The 19911-nt window shown below is 60.7% G+C and carries 12 protein-coding genes; 7 read left to right on the top strand and 5 right to left on the bottom strand.

Features of this window, described 5'->3' with window-relative positions:
- The first annotated feature begins 497 nt into the window (after window positions 1-497).
- Window positions 498-1598, top strand: a complete 1101-nt coding sequence (locus GGD67_RS26835) for a helix-turn-helix transcriptional regulator (RefSeq protein ID WP_179737033.1) — start codon at window positions 498-500, stop codon at window positions 1596-1598.
- A 486-nt stretch (window positions 1599-2084) separates the two neighbouring features.
- The gene (locus GGD67_RS26830) at window positions 2085-2756 is read left to right on the top strand and encodes a hypothetical protein (protein WP_179737031.1); all 672 of its coding nucleotides are present in this window, start codon (window positions 2085-2087) and stop codon (window positions 2754-2756) included.
- Window positions 2757-2933: 177 nt separating this feature from the next.
- Here the strand turns inward: GGD67_RS26830 and opgC are convergent, their stop codons facing one another.
- Entirely contained in the window at window positions 2934-4361 is a 1428-nt protein-coding gene (gene opgC / locus GGD67_RS26825; protein ID WP_179737029.1) for an OpgC domain-containing protein, read from the bottom strand.
- A 503-nt stretch (window positions 4362-4864) separates the two neighbouring features.
- Between opgC and GGD67_RS26820 the strand changes: the two genes are divergently transcribed.
- On the top strand, window positions 4865-5527 hold the full coding sequence (locus tag GGD67_RS26820) for a response regulator transcription factor (RefSeq protein WP_091956184.1): 663 nt from the start codon (window positions 4865-4867) through the stop codon (window positions 5525-5527).
- On the opposite strand, the gene GGD67_RS26815 is transcribed toward GGD67_RS26820, so the two are convergent.
- Window positions 5522-7642 (bottom strand): MASE1 domain-containing protein, encoded by a 2121-nt coding sequence (locus tag GGD67_RS26815; protein WP_179737027.1) that lies wholly within the window; start codon window positions 7640-7642, stop codon window positions 5522-5524. The two genes, GGD67_RS26820 and GGD67_RS26815, sit on opposite strands and share 6 nt — an antisense overlap.
- A gap of 579 nt (window positions 7643-8221) precedes the next feature.
- Here GGD67_RS26815 and GGD67_RS39800 point away from each other — a divergent pair.
- On the top strand, window positions 8222-8353 hold the full coding sequence (locus GGD67_RS39800; RefSeq protein WP_283814147.1) for a hypothetical protein: 132 nt from the start codon (window positions 8222-8224) through the stop codon (window positions 8351-8353).
- 1037 nt (window positions 8354-9390) lie between these two features.
- Window positions 9391-9690, top strand: a complete 300-nt coding sequence (locus tag GGD67_RS26810) for a hypothetical protein (RefSeq protein ID WP_210286647.1) — start codon at window positions 9391-9393, stop codon at window positions 9688-9690.
- Between the two features lie 178 nt (window positions 9691-9868).
- Here the strand turns inward: GGD67_RS26810 and GGD67_RS26805 are convergent, their stop codons facing one another.
- The 3 genes from GGD67_RS26805 to GGD67_RS26795 form a co-directional block, all read right to left on the bottom strand.
- Window positions 9869-10141 (bottom strand): hypothetical protein, encoded by a 273-nt coding sequence (locus tag GGD67_RS26805; RefSeq protein ID WP_246790862.1) that lies wholly within the window; start codon window positions 10139-10141, stop codon window positions 9869-9871.
- A gap of 682 nt (window positions 10142-10823) precedes the next feature.
- Entirely contained in the window at window positions 10824-11390 is a 567-nt protein-coding gene (locus tag GGD67_RS26800; RefSeq protein WP_179737023.1) for a hypothetical protein, read from the bottom strand.
- Window positions 11391-11413: 23 nt separating this feature from the next.
- Window positions 11414-13015: a hypothetical protein gene (locus tag GGD67_RS26795; protein ID WP_179737021.1), complete on the bottom strand. Its 1602-nt coding sequence runs from the start codon at window positions 13013-13015 to the stop codon at window positions 11414-11416.
- A gap of 288 nt (window positions 13016-13303) precedes the next feature.
- Between GGD67_RS26795 and GGD67_RS26790 the strand changes: the two genes are divergently transcribed.
- Window positions 13304-13525 (top strand): hypothetical protein, encoded by a 222-nt coding sequence (locus tag GGD67_RS26790; RefSeq protein ID WP_179737019.1) that lies wholly within the window; start codon window positions 13304-13306, stop codon window positions 13523-13525.
- A 244-nt stretch (window positions 13526-13769) separates the two neighbouring features.
- Window positions 13770-19640, top strand: coding sequence for an AAA family ATPase (locus GGD67_RS26785; RefSeq protein ID WP_179737017.1), 5871 nt, complete (start codon window positions 13770-13772; stop codon window positions 19638-19640).
- Window positions 19641-19911: the final 271 nt, after the last annotated feature.

The raw sequence follows: 19911 nt of genomic DNA, 5'->3' as shown, positions 1-19911 counted from the left end.
GGCCTTGACCAGATCGCTTAAGCTGCCGAGAAAATGGATTGCGACCGTTGATAGCGCAGCTGAACAATTCGCGCCGCGCCGGGCAACACATACTGCGACACTCTGACGCGCACTGATATCCCCACAGATCGATATCGGGATCCGAAAGCCGTCGTCGAGATCCGACTGACTCAAGCAAGGCAATGTCATCTCAATTCCTGGTGCGGCAAATATTTCTCTTCCATGGAATAGCGCCGGCACATCTGGACGCATGACCCGAATGGGTCATTCCGGTCCAGGCCCCGCCGCCTGCCGCAGCCATCCGCCAGACTTTCGTCAAGTGCGATTTTTCAGGAAAAACAGGCAAGGGGGGCTTGCTTCGAGCCGCCTCCTCACGAAGCATCGCCGGTCAGGGAAACGCATTCCGGGCCCCAAATGTCGGGGGACTTGCATGCATGCAGCAAGGATGCATGCGGGCTCGCAACGAAATGCGTGGGGTTAGGCGGAGGGGGCCGCGCTTGAAAGTCGACAAAATCGACGATGCGGAGCTGTCGAAGGTCTTCAATCGACTTGGCGAAGCCGCCGTGAATCCGGAAGCATGGCGCGACATCATGGATGACATCTGCAAGGCGGTGGGCGCGTCGGCGGCCCTACTCCTTCAAAGCGATATCCGGACCCCGGACGTTCCGCGCACGGCGTCGATTGCTGAGGCCACCGAGCTCTACTTCAGGAATAACTGGCACCTGAGGGACCCGCGCGCCAAGGCTTTTCCGCGCATGATGGCGGGCGAGGTCGTGACCGACCTCGATGTGATGACCCCGGAGCAGATTCGCGCCGATCCCATGTACAACGAGTTGCTGTTTCCATCCGGATATCGGTGGTTTGCCGGCATTGGCTTTTGGGCTGACAGCGCAGCGTGGGCATTGACGATCCAGCGAACCGGCCGCGAAGGCGCATTCGAGGCCGCCGACAAGCAACTGCTTGCCCAATTGGCGCCGCGCCTGACCGAGACGGCCACGCTCGCGACGGTCGTCGGCAGGGCCGCACTCACCGCGATGACCGATGTTCTGGACCGGGTCCGACAGCCCGCGTTGATCCTCAATCGGGAAGGAATGGTCCTGCGCACCAACGCGGCAGCCGAAACGGGATTCGACAACGAGATCCGCATCAGGGAGCGGCGCCTCATCCTTCGCGACAAGCATGCGATGACAAGGCTCGATCAGCTGATCAGCGCGGTGCGCTCCACGCCGGACGCTTCCACTGTCCCCGCCTCTCCGATCCTGATCCGCCGGACGACAAAGCCACCGGTCGTCTTGCGGATCCTGCCGGTGGACGGGGCGGCGCGCTCCGTCTTCCTCGGAGCCCGCGCCATGCTGATCCTGTCCAACCTCATCCCACGTCCGGCGCCGGACCCGGCGCTGATCGGCCAGGCCTTCGATCTCACCCCGGCGGAATCCCGCTTGGCCGCCCTGCTTGCAACCGGCGCATCGCTCGCCAGCGCTTCCGAGCACCTGCGCATCTCGCGCGAAACCGCCCGCAACCACCTCAAGTCGATCTTCTCGAAGACGGGCGCGCACCGCCAGTCGGAGCTGGTCACGCTTGTTTCTCAACTCGCTTGATTTGCATCGTCCAGCTCGGGACCGTGACCGAGGTCCTGAACCGCGCGTGTCAGCCATCATCCGCGGCAAACACGAACGCGCCAATTCCCTGCGAACAGGGAAATTTACAGGGAAAACGCCCACCGCAGGCCCCGCCTTGGCAACGACAATTGGCGAGAAGCACCTTAAATTGCTAGAAATCCCGAGCGTCCCGGCCTCATCGGAGCAGGGAATTTTCGCTGGCGAACAGGGACTCGCATGGCCGTGAGCAGGGAAGTGTATCCGGCGGACTTCAGTGGCGCGCCTCCCCTTGCGCCGCGCGAGCGGGGATACTGATCAGCAGCTGCCTGAATGGGCGAATTGGCCGATCGGCCCAAGGTGAAGAACCGATCTCATCCATCTATTGATCGCAAGGAGGCATTTGCCTGAAAATTTCGCGCCTTGGCGTGATCCCGGACCTGGCATAGCATTAGGGAGTTTCATGCCTCCGGGGAGGCGGCGTTTGTGATGCGCCTGCAAACGCTCTCGTTTCATGATTGGCTGGAGCACGCATTTGGACGCGAGGTTCGCATCCAGCAAGCACCTTGGTACTTCGATCCCGAGCATGATTGGTGGGACCCGCCACCAGCAGAAGCCGTGTCTTATCTCGCTCGGCTGTTTGAAGACCCGCAGACCGCGCTAGAGGGATTTGCTGACAGCCAAATCGCACAAGGCTTAACCTACCTTGTCAATACCAGCGCAAGCGGCGATAACAGATGGCTTTGTTCAACTGATGTGCCCATCAAAGATCGTATCCGCTGCGTCAAGTCCATCGCAGAACTCTTTGCCAAATTGTTCGAATCGCGGTGCACCCCCAGTTTGTCCCACCTGAGCGAAGCCGATGCCGGGACGCTAAACTGTGTCTGTTATATGTGGTGGGACGCATTTCCGTGCTTGGCTCTTGCCGACGATCCGCACCTGCCAACTCTCCACGATTGCGCGCTCCGCACGATGGAGCGCATCCTTCACCTCAACTCGATTACCTGTCAGGAGAGCGCTCTGCACGGGCTCGGACACTGGCAACGCGGCTACAGTGACAAGGTGACCCCAATCATCGACCGCTTTTGCACAGCGCATGCTAAAGCTGACTTTCGGCTCTTGGCCTATGCTCAATCTGCCCGCTGCGGGTGCGTGCTGTGACCTTGGGGACATGGCTCGATGCATGAGCAGCACGGCGGAACGCCAAATGGCGACCGAACCGTACGATTCCCGTTGCTGAAACATTCCGCCTCACGCTGCGAGGAAACGCGGTCCTTCACCTCCCGGTGATCTCTCTGAGCGGCTCGAGGTCTGCCGGAACTTTTCCGTGCCGATGTGTCAAAAGCCATATTCCGCCGATGCAATGGGCGCTGTTGCATTCCTCGCTGCAGGCGTCGGCGACGCCGCGATGACATTCGCCTTCGGCCGTAATAATCCGTCTGCGAGGCCAAACACCTGGTACACCCGGTGGGATTGCTTATCCGCGAACCAGCAATTGATGACGGGATTCCGGCGGCCGGCCCATCCGAGCTCGCGCAGTCCTCGGCGAAACGCCTCCAAGGGGCGCCAGCCAACGGTGCCCCAGGCGTCCGGCTGGACGGGCACGCCCGCAGCCAGAGCAACAGACGGCTGCAGCCTGGGCGTGATCTTGACCAAGTTCAGCAGCGTCGCTGCCACGATCATCATGAGGATCCCACCAACACTGAGCGTGATCTGCATCGCAAGCCCTTCCGATATGTCGAGCAGCGCCAGGAGGCTAGCGAGCGTCAGCAGGACGCCGAGGCAGAAGATTGGCAACGAGTGCTTGCCACAGAGGATGGCGCCGCGCATCACCGCACTCGTCAATGCTTGCCGATTGGGTGGCACGAACCATACCGCCACAACCGCTAGAGCCAAGAAATGCAATAGACGCAACGGATCGAGATTGGATTTGTCTAGCGGGTAAGCCAATTTGGTCAGCCCCTGCGGGATCAACGCTTCCAACGGCTTGACTCTCCAGCTCAATGCGATGACGAGGCTGAAGATCAGATAGAGAGCGGCAGGCACGAGCACCGTGCGAGACGTTAGCCAGGGGCGCACTCTTTCGCCCTCGATTATCATCCACGCACCAAGAACCGCCAATAACTGCCAGGCCAGTGGATTGAAAGCCCAATGGCCGCTCGGCCACGCCGGCATGGACCAGCCGAACATTTGCACCAGCGCATAAAGCGCCAGCGAGGCGCCAAGCGTCACGTTCGGCATTCGGAGCAGCAACCACAGCAACGGCGCGAAAAAGAGGTGGAGAAGCACGAAGATCGGCAATACGTCGGTATTGACCGGACGGTATTGCAGGATCGCTGCGTGGGCGAGCGCCGAGCCCGGCTGGTCCAACAGAATCCGCGTATTGCTCTCATCAGCAAGACGGTCCCCGCCTGCGAGGTGGACCAAGATGGCGCAGGCGAGCGTCAGCAGCAGAAATGCGACATAGATGTCCCAACTTCGCCGCAGGGTCCGGCGGATCACGCTGGTCCACCCCTCGCAACTCCGCACTTTGCCGTAGGCCAGCGCGCAGGTCACTCCCGAGACGAACATGAACACTTCCGCGGCATCGCTGAAGCCGTAGTTCCGTAGCGTCAGCCAACTTCCAATGTTATTGGGAACATGATCAAGAAAGATGCACCAGAGCGCGATGCCGCGGCAGGCATCAATGCGAAGGTCGCGGCTGTTGACTTTGAGCTCCGGCAGAGCGCCCGCAAATAGCTTCGGGGATGCGGTGCGATCCTGCATTGGCTTGCCTCGTCCAGGGTACGCGCAGGCTTCGAGAGGAACGAGCGAGAGGAACTGAATGTAACAAAAAGCACGCTGCGGGGTTCTGACAGCACCGCAGTCCGGAATTGCTTCACACCCACCCGGCCACGACAGCAATTGCGACAATGATGATATCGCCGGGCTGCGCACAACCCTCTGGGGAGGTGGCTGACTATCGTCATCATCGTGCAAGCGCCGCAGCCTGTAAATCGGCCGGAGGTCGGTACAGAGAGGTGCCTAGGTCCTATGACCAAGGTACCGTCCGTCCTGCCGTCCGTTTGACCTCGGTCAGACACATAATGAGCAATTCATCGCTCGCATGGACCAAGGGGCCCCGCGAGCTGCGCGCTTCACGTAGTCAGCTCCCTTCTTACCTGAAGGCGAACCGCCGGCCCGAGACGAGATGGAAGATGGACGATTTCGAAGGTGGGTGTATGATTTTCTATTGATCTCCGGGCGGCCAGAAGACGGAGAGCTTTTTTATGAAGGTGCTTGTTGTTGACGATCACGCATTGATTCGGGCCGCGCTGCACGCTGTCCTCAAGCAACTAAAGCGAGAAGCCGTCATATTCGAAGCTTCGAGCGGCCGAGAGGCCATGCACATCGTCGAGGAGCATCCCGACATCAGCCTCATTTTGCTTGATATCAATTTGCCTGATCGCGACGGCTTCTCCGTCCTTTGCGAACTGCGCGATCGCTATGCGAGGACTGCTGTCGTCATTCTCTCGTCCTCCGATGATCAAGACACAGTCAGGCGCGCCTTCAAATTCGGCGCGCTGGGTTTCATTCCGAAAACCACGGAACGCGAGGTGATGCTCAAGGCTATTGAATTGGTGTTCTCCGGCGGAGTTTACATCCCGTTGGAGATACTGGAGAAGACAGCGGGCCCACGGCATGCAAACAAGCCAGTGGCGCCCGACTCGCTCAAGGGGCTCGGGTTGACCGATCGGCAGATTGAAGTGCTTGCGCTCCTGATGAAGGGGAAGAGCAACAAGGTCATTGCCACGATACTCAATATGGCAGTGCCTACGGTGAAGAATCACATCACGGTCGTTCTCAAGACGCTCGGCGTAGCGACGCGCACCGAGGCCATCATAAAGGTCGGAAAAATGGGCTGGGAGTGGCCGCCGAAATCTGGATCATGAAACTGCCCCAGCGTCTCTCCCACCATCGTGATCCCTAAACAGCTTGTGCATGACGGCGCGGAGCTGCATTGGGTCAACCGGCTTATGCAGCAAAACGTATCCTCTATCCTTGGCGTCCCGCAGTGGTTCAGCTGCTGTATCGCCGCTGATGAGAATGGCAGGAATTGACGAGCCAAACGCCGCATTGATTTGTTCAATTGCCCTGATTCCGGTCTTCCCGCGTGCGAGATGATAGTCCGAGATGATGAGGTCGGGGCGTTGTTCGCGCTCAGCAAGTCGAACCAGTGCGGCTTCGTCGGATCCGGCGGCAAGAACCGAACATCCCCATTTGCTGAGCAATCCGCCCGTTCCCTCCTGCACGATGGGAGTATCGGCAATAACAAGAATTGCCTTGCCGTCGACTGCAAAAGCACCGGGGTGTGGTAAGTCGGCGGGCGCTGCGGCTCTGACGCATTCGTCGACCTTCGGAACCAGGATCGTGAATCGCGAACCGCGACCCACAGTCGAAGCGAGCTCAATGGGATGGTTGAGAAGCAAGCGAAGCCTGTCGACAATGGCAAGGCCGAGCCCCAGGCCGCCGGACCGGTTCTGCTCCGGAGCAGGAACTTGAAAAAACTCGCCAAAGATATTCTGCTTTTGATCCTCGGGAATGCCGGGACCGGTATCGTATACTTCGATGCGCAGCATTTCACCGCGCCGACGGCATCCGACCAGGATCCCGCCCTGCAACGTATAGCGTACAGCATTGGACACCAGATTCAGGAGTATGCGTTCGAGCAGCATGGCGTCGCTCCGCACCCAGGCCTCACTTGGCCTGACGCGTAAGCGCAAGCCTTTTTCACGCGTCGCCTGATCAAACGCCGTCTCACTTTTCTGCAACAGGCGCCCGATCGGGAATTCGGTAATGTAAGGGTTAAGCATCCCGGCATCGATTCTCGAAATGTCCAGCAGCGAATTGAACATTTCGTCCATTTCCTTGCGCGTTGCGTCGACCCGCTCGATCGTCCTCGCCCTCTCCCCCGGTTCGAGCGGCGTGCGCAGCTGGGCAACAAACAGCCCTAATGCATGTAACGGTTGCCGCAAATCATGGCTTGCCATGGCAAAAAAGCGTGATTTTGCGGCACTGGCGAGCTCCAGCTCTTGCGTTCGCTCTGCGACCTTCTGCTCGAGTTCGGCGCGCGCGCGGCGCAAACGCTCCTCCGCTTTCTTGCGCACCTCGACATCGGCGCTCAGCAACAAGCTTGGAACGGTAATGCTGATCAAGAACATCAACACCAGCAGGAACGATGCGTTAAGGTCCGTAGTTGTGAACGGGCCGCCGCCCGTGAGCGTGCCCCAGATCGTGATGCCCGCAAGCATCAGGGCGACCGTCGCGGTATCGCGTGGACCGCGGCGCAGCGCCGCCCACAACATTGGCAAGATCGCCAGAAAACCCAGTGGATCTCGGCCGGGCGTTTGCTCGATCAAAGGGCTGAAAGCAATGAGTCCAACAACCGCCGCTGTCGTGAGGACGCCGACCGTCTCCGGAAGCGCATGGCGTTGGAAGTCATGATAGCGGCTTGATGCCCAAAGCACGATAACGGGAGTAATGACCAGTGCGCCTGTCACATCTCCCAGCCACCAGGTGATCCACGCGTCGGCGAAACTCTTCTGTTCGATGTACCCGAAGATTGTCAGACTGGTCAGTCCAATGCTGGCGCTGATCGGCGTCGCGATGACGACGCAGATCACAGCAAACTTTGCGACAGAATCGGGGGTTGAAAACGTGTTACATCCGCTCGACCACCGATTAATGAGATAAGCGCCGACAACCGCTTCGAGAGCATTACCGGCCGCAATCGCGATTGCGGTAGCAACCGAGCCCGCCGTCGTCGCATTTGCGATCAACGCTCCCGCAAAAATTGCTGGCCAGGTCCGATATCCCCCCAACAGCACCGCCGCCAGCGCGACACCTGTCGGCGGCCAAATTGGCGTTGAACTGGGATGAATGGACGCGAGAGCGAGCCCACCTTTGGCCAAGACGAGATAGATGGCGCCGATTGCGACCAGACTACCGACGTAGCTGACACCTCGGCTAGAATTTGTCTCGGGAGCTAATGATCGAGGATTGGACATCGTCCACGTCCTGGACTAGGCAAATGCTTCGTCTATCGAAACTGACTTTTGATCTCTGGATCTAAGATCGCTAGATGGATACGGGCAGATGCACTCAGGTCCAATTGATCACAGCAATCCGCTGGCGGACTAAGAGACGGCACGTGCGATCGAGCTGGCCGACTTGCTGTTCAATCCCCGCGGATTGCGTCAGAACCAGTGGGACGAACAGGGCACCGTTGCACCCCGAGGAATTCGCGCCATCTCGTGTTCACCCCGAGCTTTGGGGGGATGCATCGTACGACGAAGATAGGCGCTCCGAAAGCCGGATTTGGACTTGGATCAGGTCGCTGTGCGCGACAAAGGCCTATCTCTCGTTGGAGTCTCGGGACTGAACCACTTGCACGATAGCTTGCTGCGACGTGACGGGGAAGCGGACGCTTCGTTCAGAAAAATAGAAGCATCTCCATCACCGATGAGGCGACGAGTCCGTTGCGTCGGCCGTGGCGTTGCGATGGGCGGTGCAACTCTCCCTTGATCGAACAACCCTAAAGAAGCCTGTGATCGAGTGCCATCGTTCGACGATGCACGGCGGTCGTCATGTTTGAAGCGCTGCGTCCCTTGTTCGCTATCGCTGACAAAACGGCGCACTCACTTCACCGCATTCAAGCATCTTTGAAAAAGCAGCACTGGCGTGCTCACGCCGCCAGCCGGGCGGCAATTGATCACTAGCGTGGAGCGCCCGCCTGATCCGAAGACGAATGCGCCGTACTACACGCCTTCGTCCGGATTGATCAAAGCGAATTGGCGGGCACACCGAACATTCGCCCGTATCCCGGCATGCCGGCGGCTGGGAGCCGCATCATCAACTGAGGTTAGAGCCGTGCGGCTCGGGCGCCTGCTGAACGCCGCACACACCAAAGAAATACCGCACCATCGCTCCGTGGACCGCCTCGACCGCGCTCCACAATGTGGCAGGTGCTACAGTCCAAAGCCTCGGCCAATCTCCCGGATCAGCCTGAGCGCGGCGTCAGTATGGCGGCCATAGAACAGCGCGCGATCGAGCTGCGAAAAGATGCCCATTCCAAATAGCGCGATAGCAAGGCCTCTAAGCATGGTTGTAGACCGGGTTTGAACGATGCTGCGAAAGTTCAAAACGGCCCCAGCTGCAGGATGGGGCAAAACAGCCGGGGCCGGCATTCCCATTCCAATGTGCCGCAATCGGCGGTAATCGGCACGCACCCAGCTAGCCACAGGAAAGCTAACGAACCATTTCGCGTGTCCCGAATTCGGTGTGATGCGCTTTGCTGTTGCGCAAACCACAGCCCAACGCAAAGCGAGCGCCGCCCGCAATTATACGGAGGCCGAACCAGAGTTGCCGCTGCGTGGCGCCCATCCTTCAGCGGCTTCTTCAGGTTGATTTTGTGGTGATCCGATTTTTGTCCGAGGACCCACGAGCCTCAAAGCCAGATGGCGACCATTCTGCAAGACCAGGCGAAGCAACAGGGTGTTGCGCCCGCGCTACATTTGGCTGCCAGACAAAACGAGAGTCGTAAACCGAACGGACACGTGCGGCCAAAGCAGAAAAACTGACATCCAGTGATATCAGCGCGGTGAAACCCGGTGGTCGCTTAAGTTGCGACCACCGGACCCAGCCTGGATCTGAATCGACAGGCAACCTAGCACTTTCGTTATATATCTGATGGCTGGAAAACGCGCATACTGGCACTGTGATTTGCTGAGCATTGTTTTCACATCGAAGGACGTTCATGCGAGCAATATCCCGCGATGATTTCCGAAGCTTGTTCGCGCTCTATGCATGCGCGGGCCGACCTGGCAAGCAGCACGATCGTGCACCTCGGCTGCTGAAGCTACTTACCTCCGGCCGAGACACTTCCGATGATCTCCTCGATCATTGGTCAGAGCGCATTGAGGCAGCTGGACCGGAAATTGTCGGCAGCGTGCTCAGTCCATACGCGCGCGGCGTGGCGGACGACAATGCAAATCACGACCATGCCAGCGCGTTTCTCCACGCCTTGCTCAAAGAGCTGGAACAAAGACAGCATTAGACTTCGTGGACTGGCCTACTCTCGCGTACGATTTCGCCGATGATGCTACCGCGCGCCAGCCCGTGTCGTGTGATGCACGGACTCTTCCGTTGTGCCAACCGGGGCAGCAGCAGACCTATTCCGCCTTGGGCGCCAGCGCCGGCGGCGCAGCAACCGTCGATTCGACGGAGCTATGTGCTCAAGCATCGTTATGTGCGCGGGGGCGGATAAGGAAGACAAGCGTATCAGCCGCGCTTCCGCTCCGGACGGCGCAATTCCACGACCTCGCGCTGGGATCGGATTGCCCTTTTTGTTTCACGATCTGCTCAAGCTCAAGAGCTTCTATGGCAAGTTCTTCCGCCAAGCGCTTAAACAGCTCGCGCTTTTCTACGTCCGTTGCCCGCTGACTCATCAGGGCGAATTCTCTGGCGTCAGAGCGGAGTTTCTCTAATCGTCGCCTGAGGTCCTTCATGTTGTTTCGGCCCGGGGTTCTAGACTAATGCTCGGCGCGAACTATAGACTCGTTGTTCGAATCGCGCATGATTCAACTACCGAAACGCGCTATTGGCTCTTCTTCATTGCCAACCAGTCGCTATTCACCGTGCGATATGTAGCCATCTCGCCGTTGGACCACATCAGAGTCTCCGGCCGCAGTTTCGGACGGTGCCGCCTGAGGAGCTGGACCGGGGTTTCGCGACCACCCCGGTCATCCTGTCCTAGCCGCCGCCGATCGATCCGGTGCCAGCGGCTGGCCACAGGCCGTACGGTTCAGCCATCCGTGTCTGTGGACACGGCGCCGTCAGCGCGCACGAATGTTCGAAACCGCACAGACCCGAGTTTTGCGCCGGACTAGGCTGTGACCGCTCCGAGCGTTGCCAACGCGCTCAGGGCCTGACGGCCTCGGCGTCCTGGTAGGGTGGATGTCGAGGCCGTTTTCTATCGGGGCTCCGCTACGGCAGCTCCTTTTCGCGAGCGCGGCCGAGACGCTATTCTCCCTGGACGACGGAGCTAGCGCCTCTGCCTCCACCAAGAACTCCGCACCTGCGGATTTGGGTCAAAGATGTGGCACAGCAGTGTCGCACCGCTGACCGCAGGGCGCTCGGTGAGCGGAAGGTCGTCGGTTCTGCGAACGACGGAAGCCGAATCGCTCTGACTTACAAGCCAAGCGCGATCTCGGCCCATTTCAACATGCGGTCGCTATTGAGGAACGCCAGCACCGCCGGCTCCAGTGACGCGGGCGCGCCCGGTCCAACCAAAGCCGTCGCTGCCACCATGTCGCAGCGCTGATTGAAGGCGAGTGAGAGCGCTGCGTTGCGATTTCCTTCAAGGCGATAGGCCCGACTGCGGCCGCGCATCGGACCGACGTTGATCTCTCGGCCGGCACCGAGCGGCGTTGCCTTGCCAATCAGCGTCAGGTCGCCCATTTGCTCGAGGTCGCCATCGTCGGCGACGCCAGTAGCGCAATTGCAAAAGCCGAGCTTGGCGCGAACGTAGAGCTGGACCTCGCCCCCGCAATCCCCGGCCTTGCAGCGGAACGCCTTTCCTTTGCCCCAGGGATCTGCGCTGAAGGGCCAGTCGATTTCCGTCCACACCGGGCGGACCTCGCCGGATGCCGCTGTTGCGCGCGCCGGTTCGCCGGATCGCAATATCCAGATCGCGGCGGCTGCGCACAGCAGCGCGGAGGCTGCGCTGATCGCAACGAATTTGGTTGTCAGGCGCATGGTAGCCTGCCGCGTCACTCTTGCTAATTCTGAGCCATGAACTTCCGTGCGGCCGCGAGGTCCTCCCGCGAGGAGTCGCCATTGCGCGCCACGTCGACGACTTTCCCGTAGTATTGACGGGCCTTCACAAGGTCACCCGCCTTCTCGGCGGCGTGAGCGGCGCCGATCGTCGCGCCAAATCGGTTCGGCTCCTTGCGCATGGTACTTTCGAACGCAACCAATGCCTCCGTCGCCATGCCGCGTTCGAGCAGCATGGTCCCGTAAAGCTCGCGTGCTGGGGCAAGCGGTCCCGGCGTCACGATGGATTTTTCGGTCTTGTCTTCGGCATCGGCGGCGAGGCGCATCGCTTCCAACGCCTCGGCCTGTTTTCCCTGGGCATTGAGCTGCCAGGCGGTGGCGACCTGCCGCTGAATGTCGACGATCTCCGCCCAATAGGCATCTTTGTCCCGCTGCAGCTTGTCCCGCAGCTCCGCCAGTTTGGCGATGTCCGCCGTCGCGGCGTCTGCATTGCCGGAGCGCGCGGCGCCAAGAGCGCGGGCGAAACAGGTGATCGCATCGACATAGGCAAACCGGCTCGGCTCGGCCTTCAGTGCGGCCGCGCCCTGCCAATCGCCGCGCTCGACCATGTAGCGCGCCTGGCTGGCCGCTATCGCGTAGGGACCGGCGCGGACGGCGGGCGCAAAGCCCGTCGTCGCAACCATATCCGCGATGACGTCGCGGGCTCGGCTATCCTGCGCGAGCTGGAGCAGAGCGTAGACCATGTAGTCGTCGGCATGCAGCTGCTCGCTGGGGTCCTTGCCCTCCTTGGCAGCCTTGGCGGAACGGCTATTGGCCTCGATGGATTCGTTCCAGTGGCCGACGCGCGTGAAGATGTGCGAGGGCATATGCAAAGCGTGCGGCGCCGCCGGCGCGATCTCGGAATAGCGCTTGGCAGCGTCGAGACCTTGTTCTGCGATCGCCGGATAGTCGTAGAGGTGGATCAGGTAATGCGCCACGCCGGGGTGCCGCGGCTGTCGCTTGAAAATCGGCTCCAGGATGGCAGCGCCCTTGAGCTGGTTGGCATAAGTCTTGTCGTTTGGCGACGCCGTGACGTTCAGCGTGATGGCGTAGGCGATCTGCGCCTCGTCATCGTCGGGATAGCGCGCGGCGACGGCTTCGGTTGCCTTGAGATAGGCCTGTGCGCGCTGGCCAAACGTCGTCGTTTCGTCGCCCGAATAGAACGCGAGCAGCGCGTCGATATAGTCGCGCTCGCGTTCGCTCTTGGCGCCGAGTGCCCTGGCCTTCTGCAGCGCGGCCAGGCCCTCGGTGAGGTTCTCCTTCGGCGCGGGAAAATGCGGATTGTACAGCAGGCTCAAGCCAATGCCCCAATAGGCGATCGCGCATTCCGGATCGGCCTGCAACGTCTCCTCGAAAATCTCTTTCGCGGGGCGGTACCAGAACGAATGCTGATAGCGCATCCCGCGGTCAAAGCGCCGTTGTGCCACCTCGTTGCAGGAGGTCTGGAAGTGAACCTTGCCAAACTGCTCGTCGGTCCCGTCTTCCGCGCGGGCGGCAGGCGTGGCTGAGATCGAGCCCAAGGTAGCGACGGCGAGAAGAGAGACGGTTCTCAAGGCGAGCGCGCGCATCGGCCCCTCCGTTTCTGTTCAGAACAAATTTGCTCGGATGGCGCTGATAAAAGTTGGGGCGCCGAAGTCGGTAGTGCTGAAATGGGCGATGGCAATTGCCGTTGTTGAAAGGATTTGCCCATTCGTGATGCGAGTCAATAGGAGCGTGCGGATTAGCGTTAGGGAAGCACGTCTGTCAGACTCCATGCGCCCACCAGCGAAATCCTAACGGATCGCGAAGCTAAGCCGCCATTCCACCCACGCCGATTACCGCCGGAATACTGACAGGCGCTCCTCGACGATCCACACATGGCACCCGTAAATTTCCCAATGTCGCCTGCCTCGGGCCTGCGGCAACATGACAACATGAAAGCATCGAAGCCGAAGGAATGGAGCGACCTCGAACGCAGGAAACTTTCGGTAATGAGCCGCCGGCGGTACGGCGCGGCGGAGATTGCCGCAGCCCTTCGCCGGCATGTCGGCTCAGTCAAGCGGATGGCGCGAGAAATGGGGTTACTTCTGAAAAAATGACGATCGGACGAATTTCATCGATCTATTGCAAGACAGAACGCCTGTCCGCGTTCGACCGATGCCGCACCTGATCGGCAGCCAGAATTCAGGACCGCTCCGTTGTAGGCGAGCTTAGCTCGGCTGGCCACGCCGCTCCATCTGTGGCAAGCTCGATTTTATTCAACTAGCTCAACAGGTATCTCGCCACCCGACATCGGGTTCCGTAGAGGCCAGCAGTTGAACCCAGTCTTTCGGTTCGGCGCGCATGGACAGCGACTTCCAGGCGTTATGGGAGGACGACGACCGCATCTTTTGCCGGGCATCGCGCCAAGGCTCCGATGGTGGCCGCAAAACTGTGCTGGCCGTGCTTCCCGCCGAGCATGCCCCATCAACGAGCCGGGATCGCCTGGCTCACGAATATGCACTAAAGGACGAACTCGACAGCGCGTGGGCCTTGCGGCCGCTCGAACTTGTCAGTGAGGGCAGCCGGCCCGTGCTGCTGCTCGAGGATCCCGGCGGCGAGCCGCTGGAGCGCCAGCTCCAAGCGCCCATGCAAGTGGGAACATTCTTGCGTCTCGCCGTCCACATCACGGCGGCTCTTGGCAAGGTCCATCAGCGCGGGCTCGTGCACAAAGACATCAAGCCGCACAACATCATCGTGAATAGCGCGACCGGCGAAGTCAGACTCACGGGTTTCGGCATTGCCTCGCGACTCCCGCGCGAGCGCCAATCACCCGAACCGCCTGAAACCATCGCGGGCACCCTCGCCTATATGGCACCCGAGCAGACCGGACGAATGAACCGCTCGATCGACGCGCGCAGTGATCTATACGCGCTGGGCGTCACCTTCTATCAGATGCTCGCCGGCGCGCCCCCCTTTACCGCAGCCGATCCGATGGAATGGGTGCACTGCCATATCGCCAGGAGGCCTGTGCCGCCCGCCGAGCGTTGGAAGCAAGTGCCCAATTTCCTTTCGGCAATGATCATGAAGCTGCTCGCCAAGACCGCCGAGGAGCGCTATCAGACTGCGGCCGGTCTGGAGAGCGATCTCCGGCGCTGCCTCGCCGCCTGGGAGGCTCGGCAGGGGATCGACGACTTCCCCCTGGGCGAGCGCGACATCCCGGACCGGCTGCTCATCCCCGAGACGCTCTATGGGCGCGCGCGAGACATCGAAGTCTTGCTCGCGGCCTTCGACCGCATGGTCCAGGGCAGCACGCCTGCGCTGGTGTTGGTCTCGGGATACGCCGGCATCGGCAAGTCAGCTGTCGTCAACGAGCTGCACAAGGTGCTGGTGCCCTCGCGCGGCCTGTTCGCCGACGGCAAATTCGACCAATACAAACGCGACATTCCCTATGCCACACTGGCGCAGGCGTTCCGCAGCCTGCTCCGGGGCCTTCTGGCGAAGAGTGAGGTCGAGCTGGCGCCCTGGCGCGATGCCCTGCACAGGGCGTTAGGCCCGAACGGCGGGCTATTGGTGGACCTCGTCCCCGAGCTGAGGCTCATCATCGGCGAGCCGCCGCGGGTACCCGACCTGGCTCCGCAGGATGCGCAAAGGCGCTTCCACCAAGTGGTGCGGCAGTTCATCGGCGTGTTCGCGCGAGCGGAGCATCCACTGGCGCTATTCCTCGACGACCTGCAATGGCTAGACTCGGCGACGCTGGACCTGCTTGAGGATCTAATGACTCAGGCGGATGTGAGCCATCTGCTGATGATCGGCGCTTACCGCGATAACGAGGTCGACGCCGCGCATCCTCTGCGGCGCAAAATCGCCGCCATAAAAAATTGCAGCGGCATCGTTGAGGAGATCGCGCTAGCGCCGCTTGCCACCGAGCATGTCGGGCAGCTGATCGCCGACTCGTTGCGTTGCGAGCCGAGTTATGCCGCGTCCCTGGTGCAGGTAGTGCAGGAGAAAGCGGGCGGCAATCCGTTCTTCGCCATCCAGTTTCTTTACGAGCTCGTTGAGGAGCGTTTGCTTGCGTTCGATCATACGTCGTCGTGCTGGACGTGGGATCTCGATCTCATTCGCGCCAAGGGCTATACCGACAATGTGGTGGACCTCATGGTCGGCAAACTCGCGCGCCTTCCGGCCGACACGCAGGCAGCGTTGCAGCAGCTCGCCTGTCTCGGTAACAGCGCCACGATCACGCTGTTGGCCCTTGTTCTGGGAAGATCGGCGGCTGAAGTCGACGCAGCGCTGTGGGAAGCCGCGCACGAGGAGCTGGTCGAGCGACGGCAAGGGTATTACAGATTCACCCACGACCGGGTGCAGGAAGCCGCCTATTCAAGCAAACCGGAAGCCGAGCGTGCGGAAGCCCATCTCGCCATCGGCCGGCTGCTCGTGGCGAATACTCCCACAGAACAGCACGGGGACGTGATCTTCGACATTGTCAATCAGCTCAACCGCGGCGTTGCGTTGATCACCTCACGAGACGAACGAGCGAAGCTGACCGAGCTCAACCTGCTCGCAGCCAAGCGCGCCAAAGCGTCCACCGCCTATGTCTCGGCACTGACTTATCTCAAAGCCGGCGCGGCCCTGTTGCTGGAGGATTGCTGGGAGAGCAGGCATGAACTGGCCTTCTCCCTGGAGATCAACCGGGCAGAATGCGAGTTTCTGACCGGCGCGCTGGCGGAAGCGGAGCGACGCCTGATGGCTCTCTCAGCCCGTGCGGCCGGGCCTGTCGAGTTAGCCACGGTCTCATGCCTGCGCATTGACCTGTACACGAGGCTCGATCGGAGTAGCGATGCAATTGCTGTTGCTCTCGATTACCTCCGCCACCTGACCATCGACTGGTCACCCCATCCGACGGAGGAGGAGGCGCGAGGTGAATACGACCGCGTCCGCTCCCAACTTGCCGGGCGCCGTATCGAAGCTCTGATCGATCTGCCCTTAATGAGTGATCCGGTGTCTCTCGCGACTCTGGGCGTGCTGACCAGGCTGCTGCCGCCTGCACTATTCACGGATTTGAACCTCTTTTCCTTGACCGTTTGTCGAGCGGTTAATCTCAGCCTTGAACACGGAAACTGCGATGCCTCGTGCGTCGCCTATATGAGGCTTGGGATGATTGCCGGTCCTCGCTTCGGCGACTACGAGGCGGGATTTGGATTTGGTCTGCTCGGATATGAATTGGTCGAACGGCGCGGATTGACGCGATTTCATGCGCAGACCTACATGCTCTTCGGAGCGCACCTCGCGCCATGGACGCGACATGTCCGGAGTGCGCGTGATTCGCTGCTTCGGGCTTTCGACGTCGCAAACAAAACCGGTGATCTCACGTTCGCCGCGTACGCCCGCGTCAATCTGAATTCGAATCTGCTCGCGGCTGGTGACCCGCTCGCCGAGGTGCAACGCGAAGTCGAGAGTGGCCTCGCGTTTGCGAAAACGGCACAGTTCGGGCTGGTCGTTGACGTTGTCGTCAGCCAACTGCAGCTCATCCGAACCCTACGGGGGCTGACGTCGAAATTCGGCTCCTTCGACGATGAGCAGTTTGAAGAGGTTCAGACGGAGCGCCGGTTCGCCGAGAATGCCAACCTCATGCGAGCGGACTGCTGGTATTGGATCCGAAAGCAGCAGGCGCGCTTTTTTGCAGGCGACTACGCGGCTTCGATTGAGGCGTCACAAAGGGCGCAGCGGCTGCTGTGGACGTCTATATCGCAACTCGAAACTGCCGAATACGAATTCTATGGTGCATTGTCCGTCGCGATGGCCTGCGCCTCCGCCGCGCCTGCCCAGCACCGGGAGTACCTCGCGGCACTGGCGGTGCACCGGCGACAGATCCAAATCTGGGCAAAGAATTGTCCGGAGAATTTCGAGAATCGCGCTGCGCTTGTCGAAGCAGAGGTCGCCCGCTTGGAGGGCCGCGAGCTCGATGCCGAGCGCCTCTATGAACACGCTATCCGCTCGGCCCGCGCCAATGGCTTTGTTCAAAACGACGCGCTTGCCAACGAACTCGCCGCACGCTTCTACGCGGCGCGCGGGTTTGAGAGAATCGCTCGAGCGTACTTGGCCGACGCTCGGCGCGCTTATTTGCGGTGGGGTGCTGATGGCAAGGTGCGGCAACTCGACCGCGTCTATGCCCACCTGGCAGAGGAAACAGCGGCGCCCGGCCCGACGAGCACGATCGAGACCCCCCTGGAGCAGCTCGACCTCGCCACCGTCATCAAGTTGTCGCAAGCGGTCTCGGGCGCAATCGTCCGGGAGAAGCTGCTCATCACCGTCATGCGCACCGCTATCGAGCACGCGGGCGCCGAGCGCGGCCTGTTGGTTCTGTCGCACGGGACCGAGTTGCGAATTGCCGCCGAAGCGACCACCGACGGCGACACGGTCGTCGTGCAGCTGCGCGACGAGCCCGTGACTGCAGCGCTCCTGCCGGAGGCGATCCTCAACTACATCTTGCGTACGCGGGAGAGCATCATTCTCGATGATGCCGCAGCCCAGAAACCGTTTTCAGCGGATCCCTACATCGTTCAGCGCCAAGCGCGCTCCGTGCTCGGCCTGCCGGTGATCGCTCATGCCAATTTCATCGGCGTGCTGTACCTGGAAAACAATCTGGCTGCGCACGTCTTCGCGCCGGGTCGGATCGCGGTGCTAAAGCTGCTCGCCTCGCAGGCGGCAATCGCGCTGGAGAACGCTCACTTGTACCAGGATCTCGCAGAACGCGAGGCTAGGATTCGGCGCCTGGTCGAGGCCAACATCATCGGGATTATCATCTGGGAGCTTGGAGGTCGGATTCTGGAGGCGAATGATGCGTTTCTCCGCATCGTGGGATACGATCGCGAGGATCTCATTTCGGGCCCCCTACGCTGGACTGACCTTACACCGCCGGAGTGGCTCGACCGCCACATGCGATTGTGGATCCCGGAGCTAAAGATGATGGGGAGCGTGCAGCCGTTCGAGAAGGAATATTTCCGCAAGGACGGCAGCCGCGTGCCCGTGTTGATCGGCATGGCTGCATTCGACGAGCGACGAGATTACGGCGTCTCTTTTGTCGTCGACCTGACGGAGCGCAAGCGGTCGGAAGAGGCTCTGCGGCAGAGCGAGGAGCGCTTTCGCACCCTTGTACAATTCTCCTTCGACGTATACTGGGAATCCGATACGCAGCATCGCTTCACCCGCCAGGAGTTCGGCGAGGGTCTTGCCGACGCGCCGGCGCTTGGCTCTGAAATTGGGAAGACGCGGTGGGAAGTGCCCTATTTGGAGCCCGACGCGGAGGCCTGGCGCAAGCACCGGGAGACTCTCGATGCCCACCTGCCGTTCCGTGATTTCGAGCTGGCGAGGCCTACGCCTGACGGCGGCAAACGCTACGTGTCCATCTCGGGACTGCCGGTCCTCGACAATGCAGGGCGCTTCATCGGTTACCGCGGCGTCGGACGGGACATCACCGAGCGCAAGCGAGCCGAAGAGACCTTGCGGGAGGTGCAAAGGGAATTGGCGCATGCGAGCCGCCTCGCCACCATGGGTGAGCTCACGGCCTCGATCGCCCATGAAGTAAGCCAACCGATCGCTGGCGCATCGATGAATGCCGATGCCGCCCTGCATTTCTTGGACAGAAACCCGCCGGATGTCGGGAGAGCCAGGGATACGCTCAGTTATGTTGTGAACGACACTGATCGAGCCCGCGACATCATCGGGCGCATACGTGATCTCATCAAAAAAGCACCGCCACTGAAGGATCGCCTGGATATCAACGAGGCGATCCGGGACGTGGTCGAGCTCGCCCGCAGCGAAGCGGTGAAGAACGACGTCGCGATGCAGACGGAACTCGGAGACGGTTTGCCACTCGTCGAAGGTGATCGCGTCCAATTGCAGCAAGTGATCCTCAACCTGATGGTCAATGCCATCCAAGCCATGGGCACGGTCGCGAGGGGATCGCGAAGCGTGCTCATTACGACCGCTAGGGCCGAATCTGACGGCATTATCGTCGCGGTGAAGGATTCGGGACCAGGATTGGCCCCGGACGCTCTCAAGCGCATCTTCGACCCCTTCTACACGACGAAGCCTGGCGGTCTGGGGATGGGACTGTCGATCTGCCGCTCGATCATCGAAGCGCATTCCGGGCGCCTGTGGGTGACCTCCAATGCGCCCCATGGCGCGACTTTCCACTTCACGGTGCCAGCCCATCCGGGCAGCGCGTCGTGACGATCCCGCATGGCTGCTTTTGATGTGTCATAGCGATGTCGGTACCACCGCTGCCGGCAATAACTTGCTCCACTGCCGATGCAAGCACGTCAAGGTGTTCAGCCAATCTGGCAAACAGCTCGCGCTTCTTGGGATCAGTCGCCAAGTCGCGAATAAGGGCGCACTCAGCGGCGCCTCGGCGAAGCTTCTCAGACTGGGCCTGCATGTCTCATAGCCAGCCGCCATGTTCCTTTGTTGGAACATTACAAATAGCTGTCCCGGTCACAAGTGA

Source organism: Bradyrhizobium sp. IAR9 (assembly GCF_013408065.1).
GTDB lineage: Bacteria > Pseudomonadota > Alphaproteobacteria > Rhizobiales > Xanthobacteraceae > Bradyrhizobium.
Note: the sequence above shows the minus strand (reverse complement) of the source record. Positions and strands in the feature narration are given on the sequence as shown.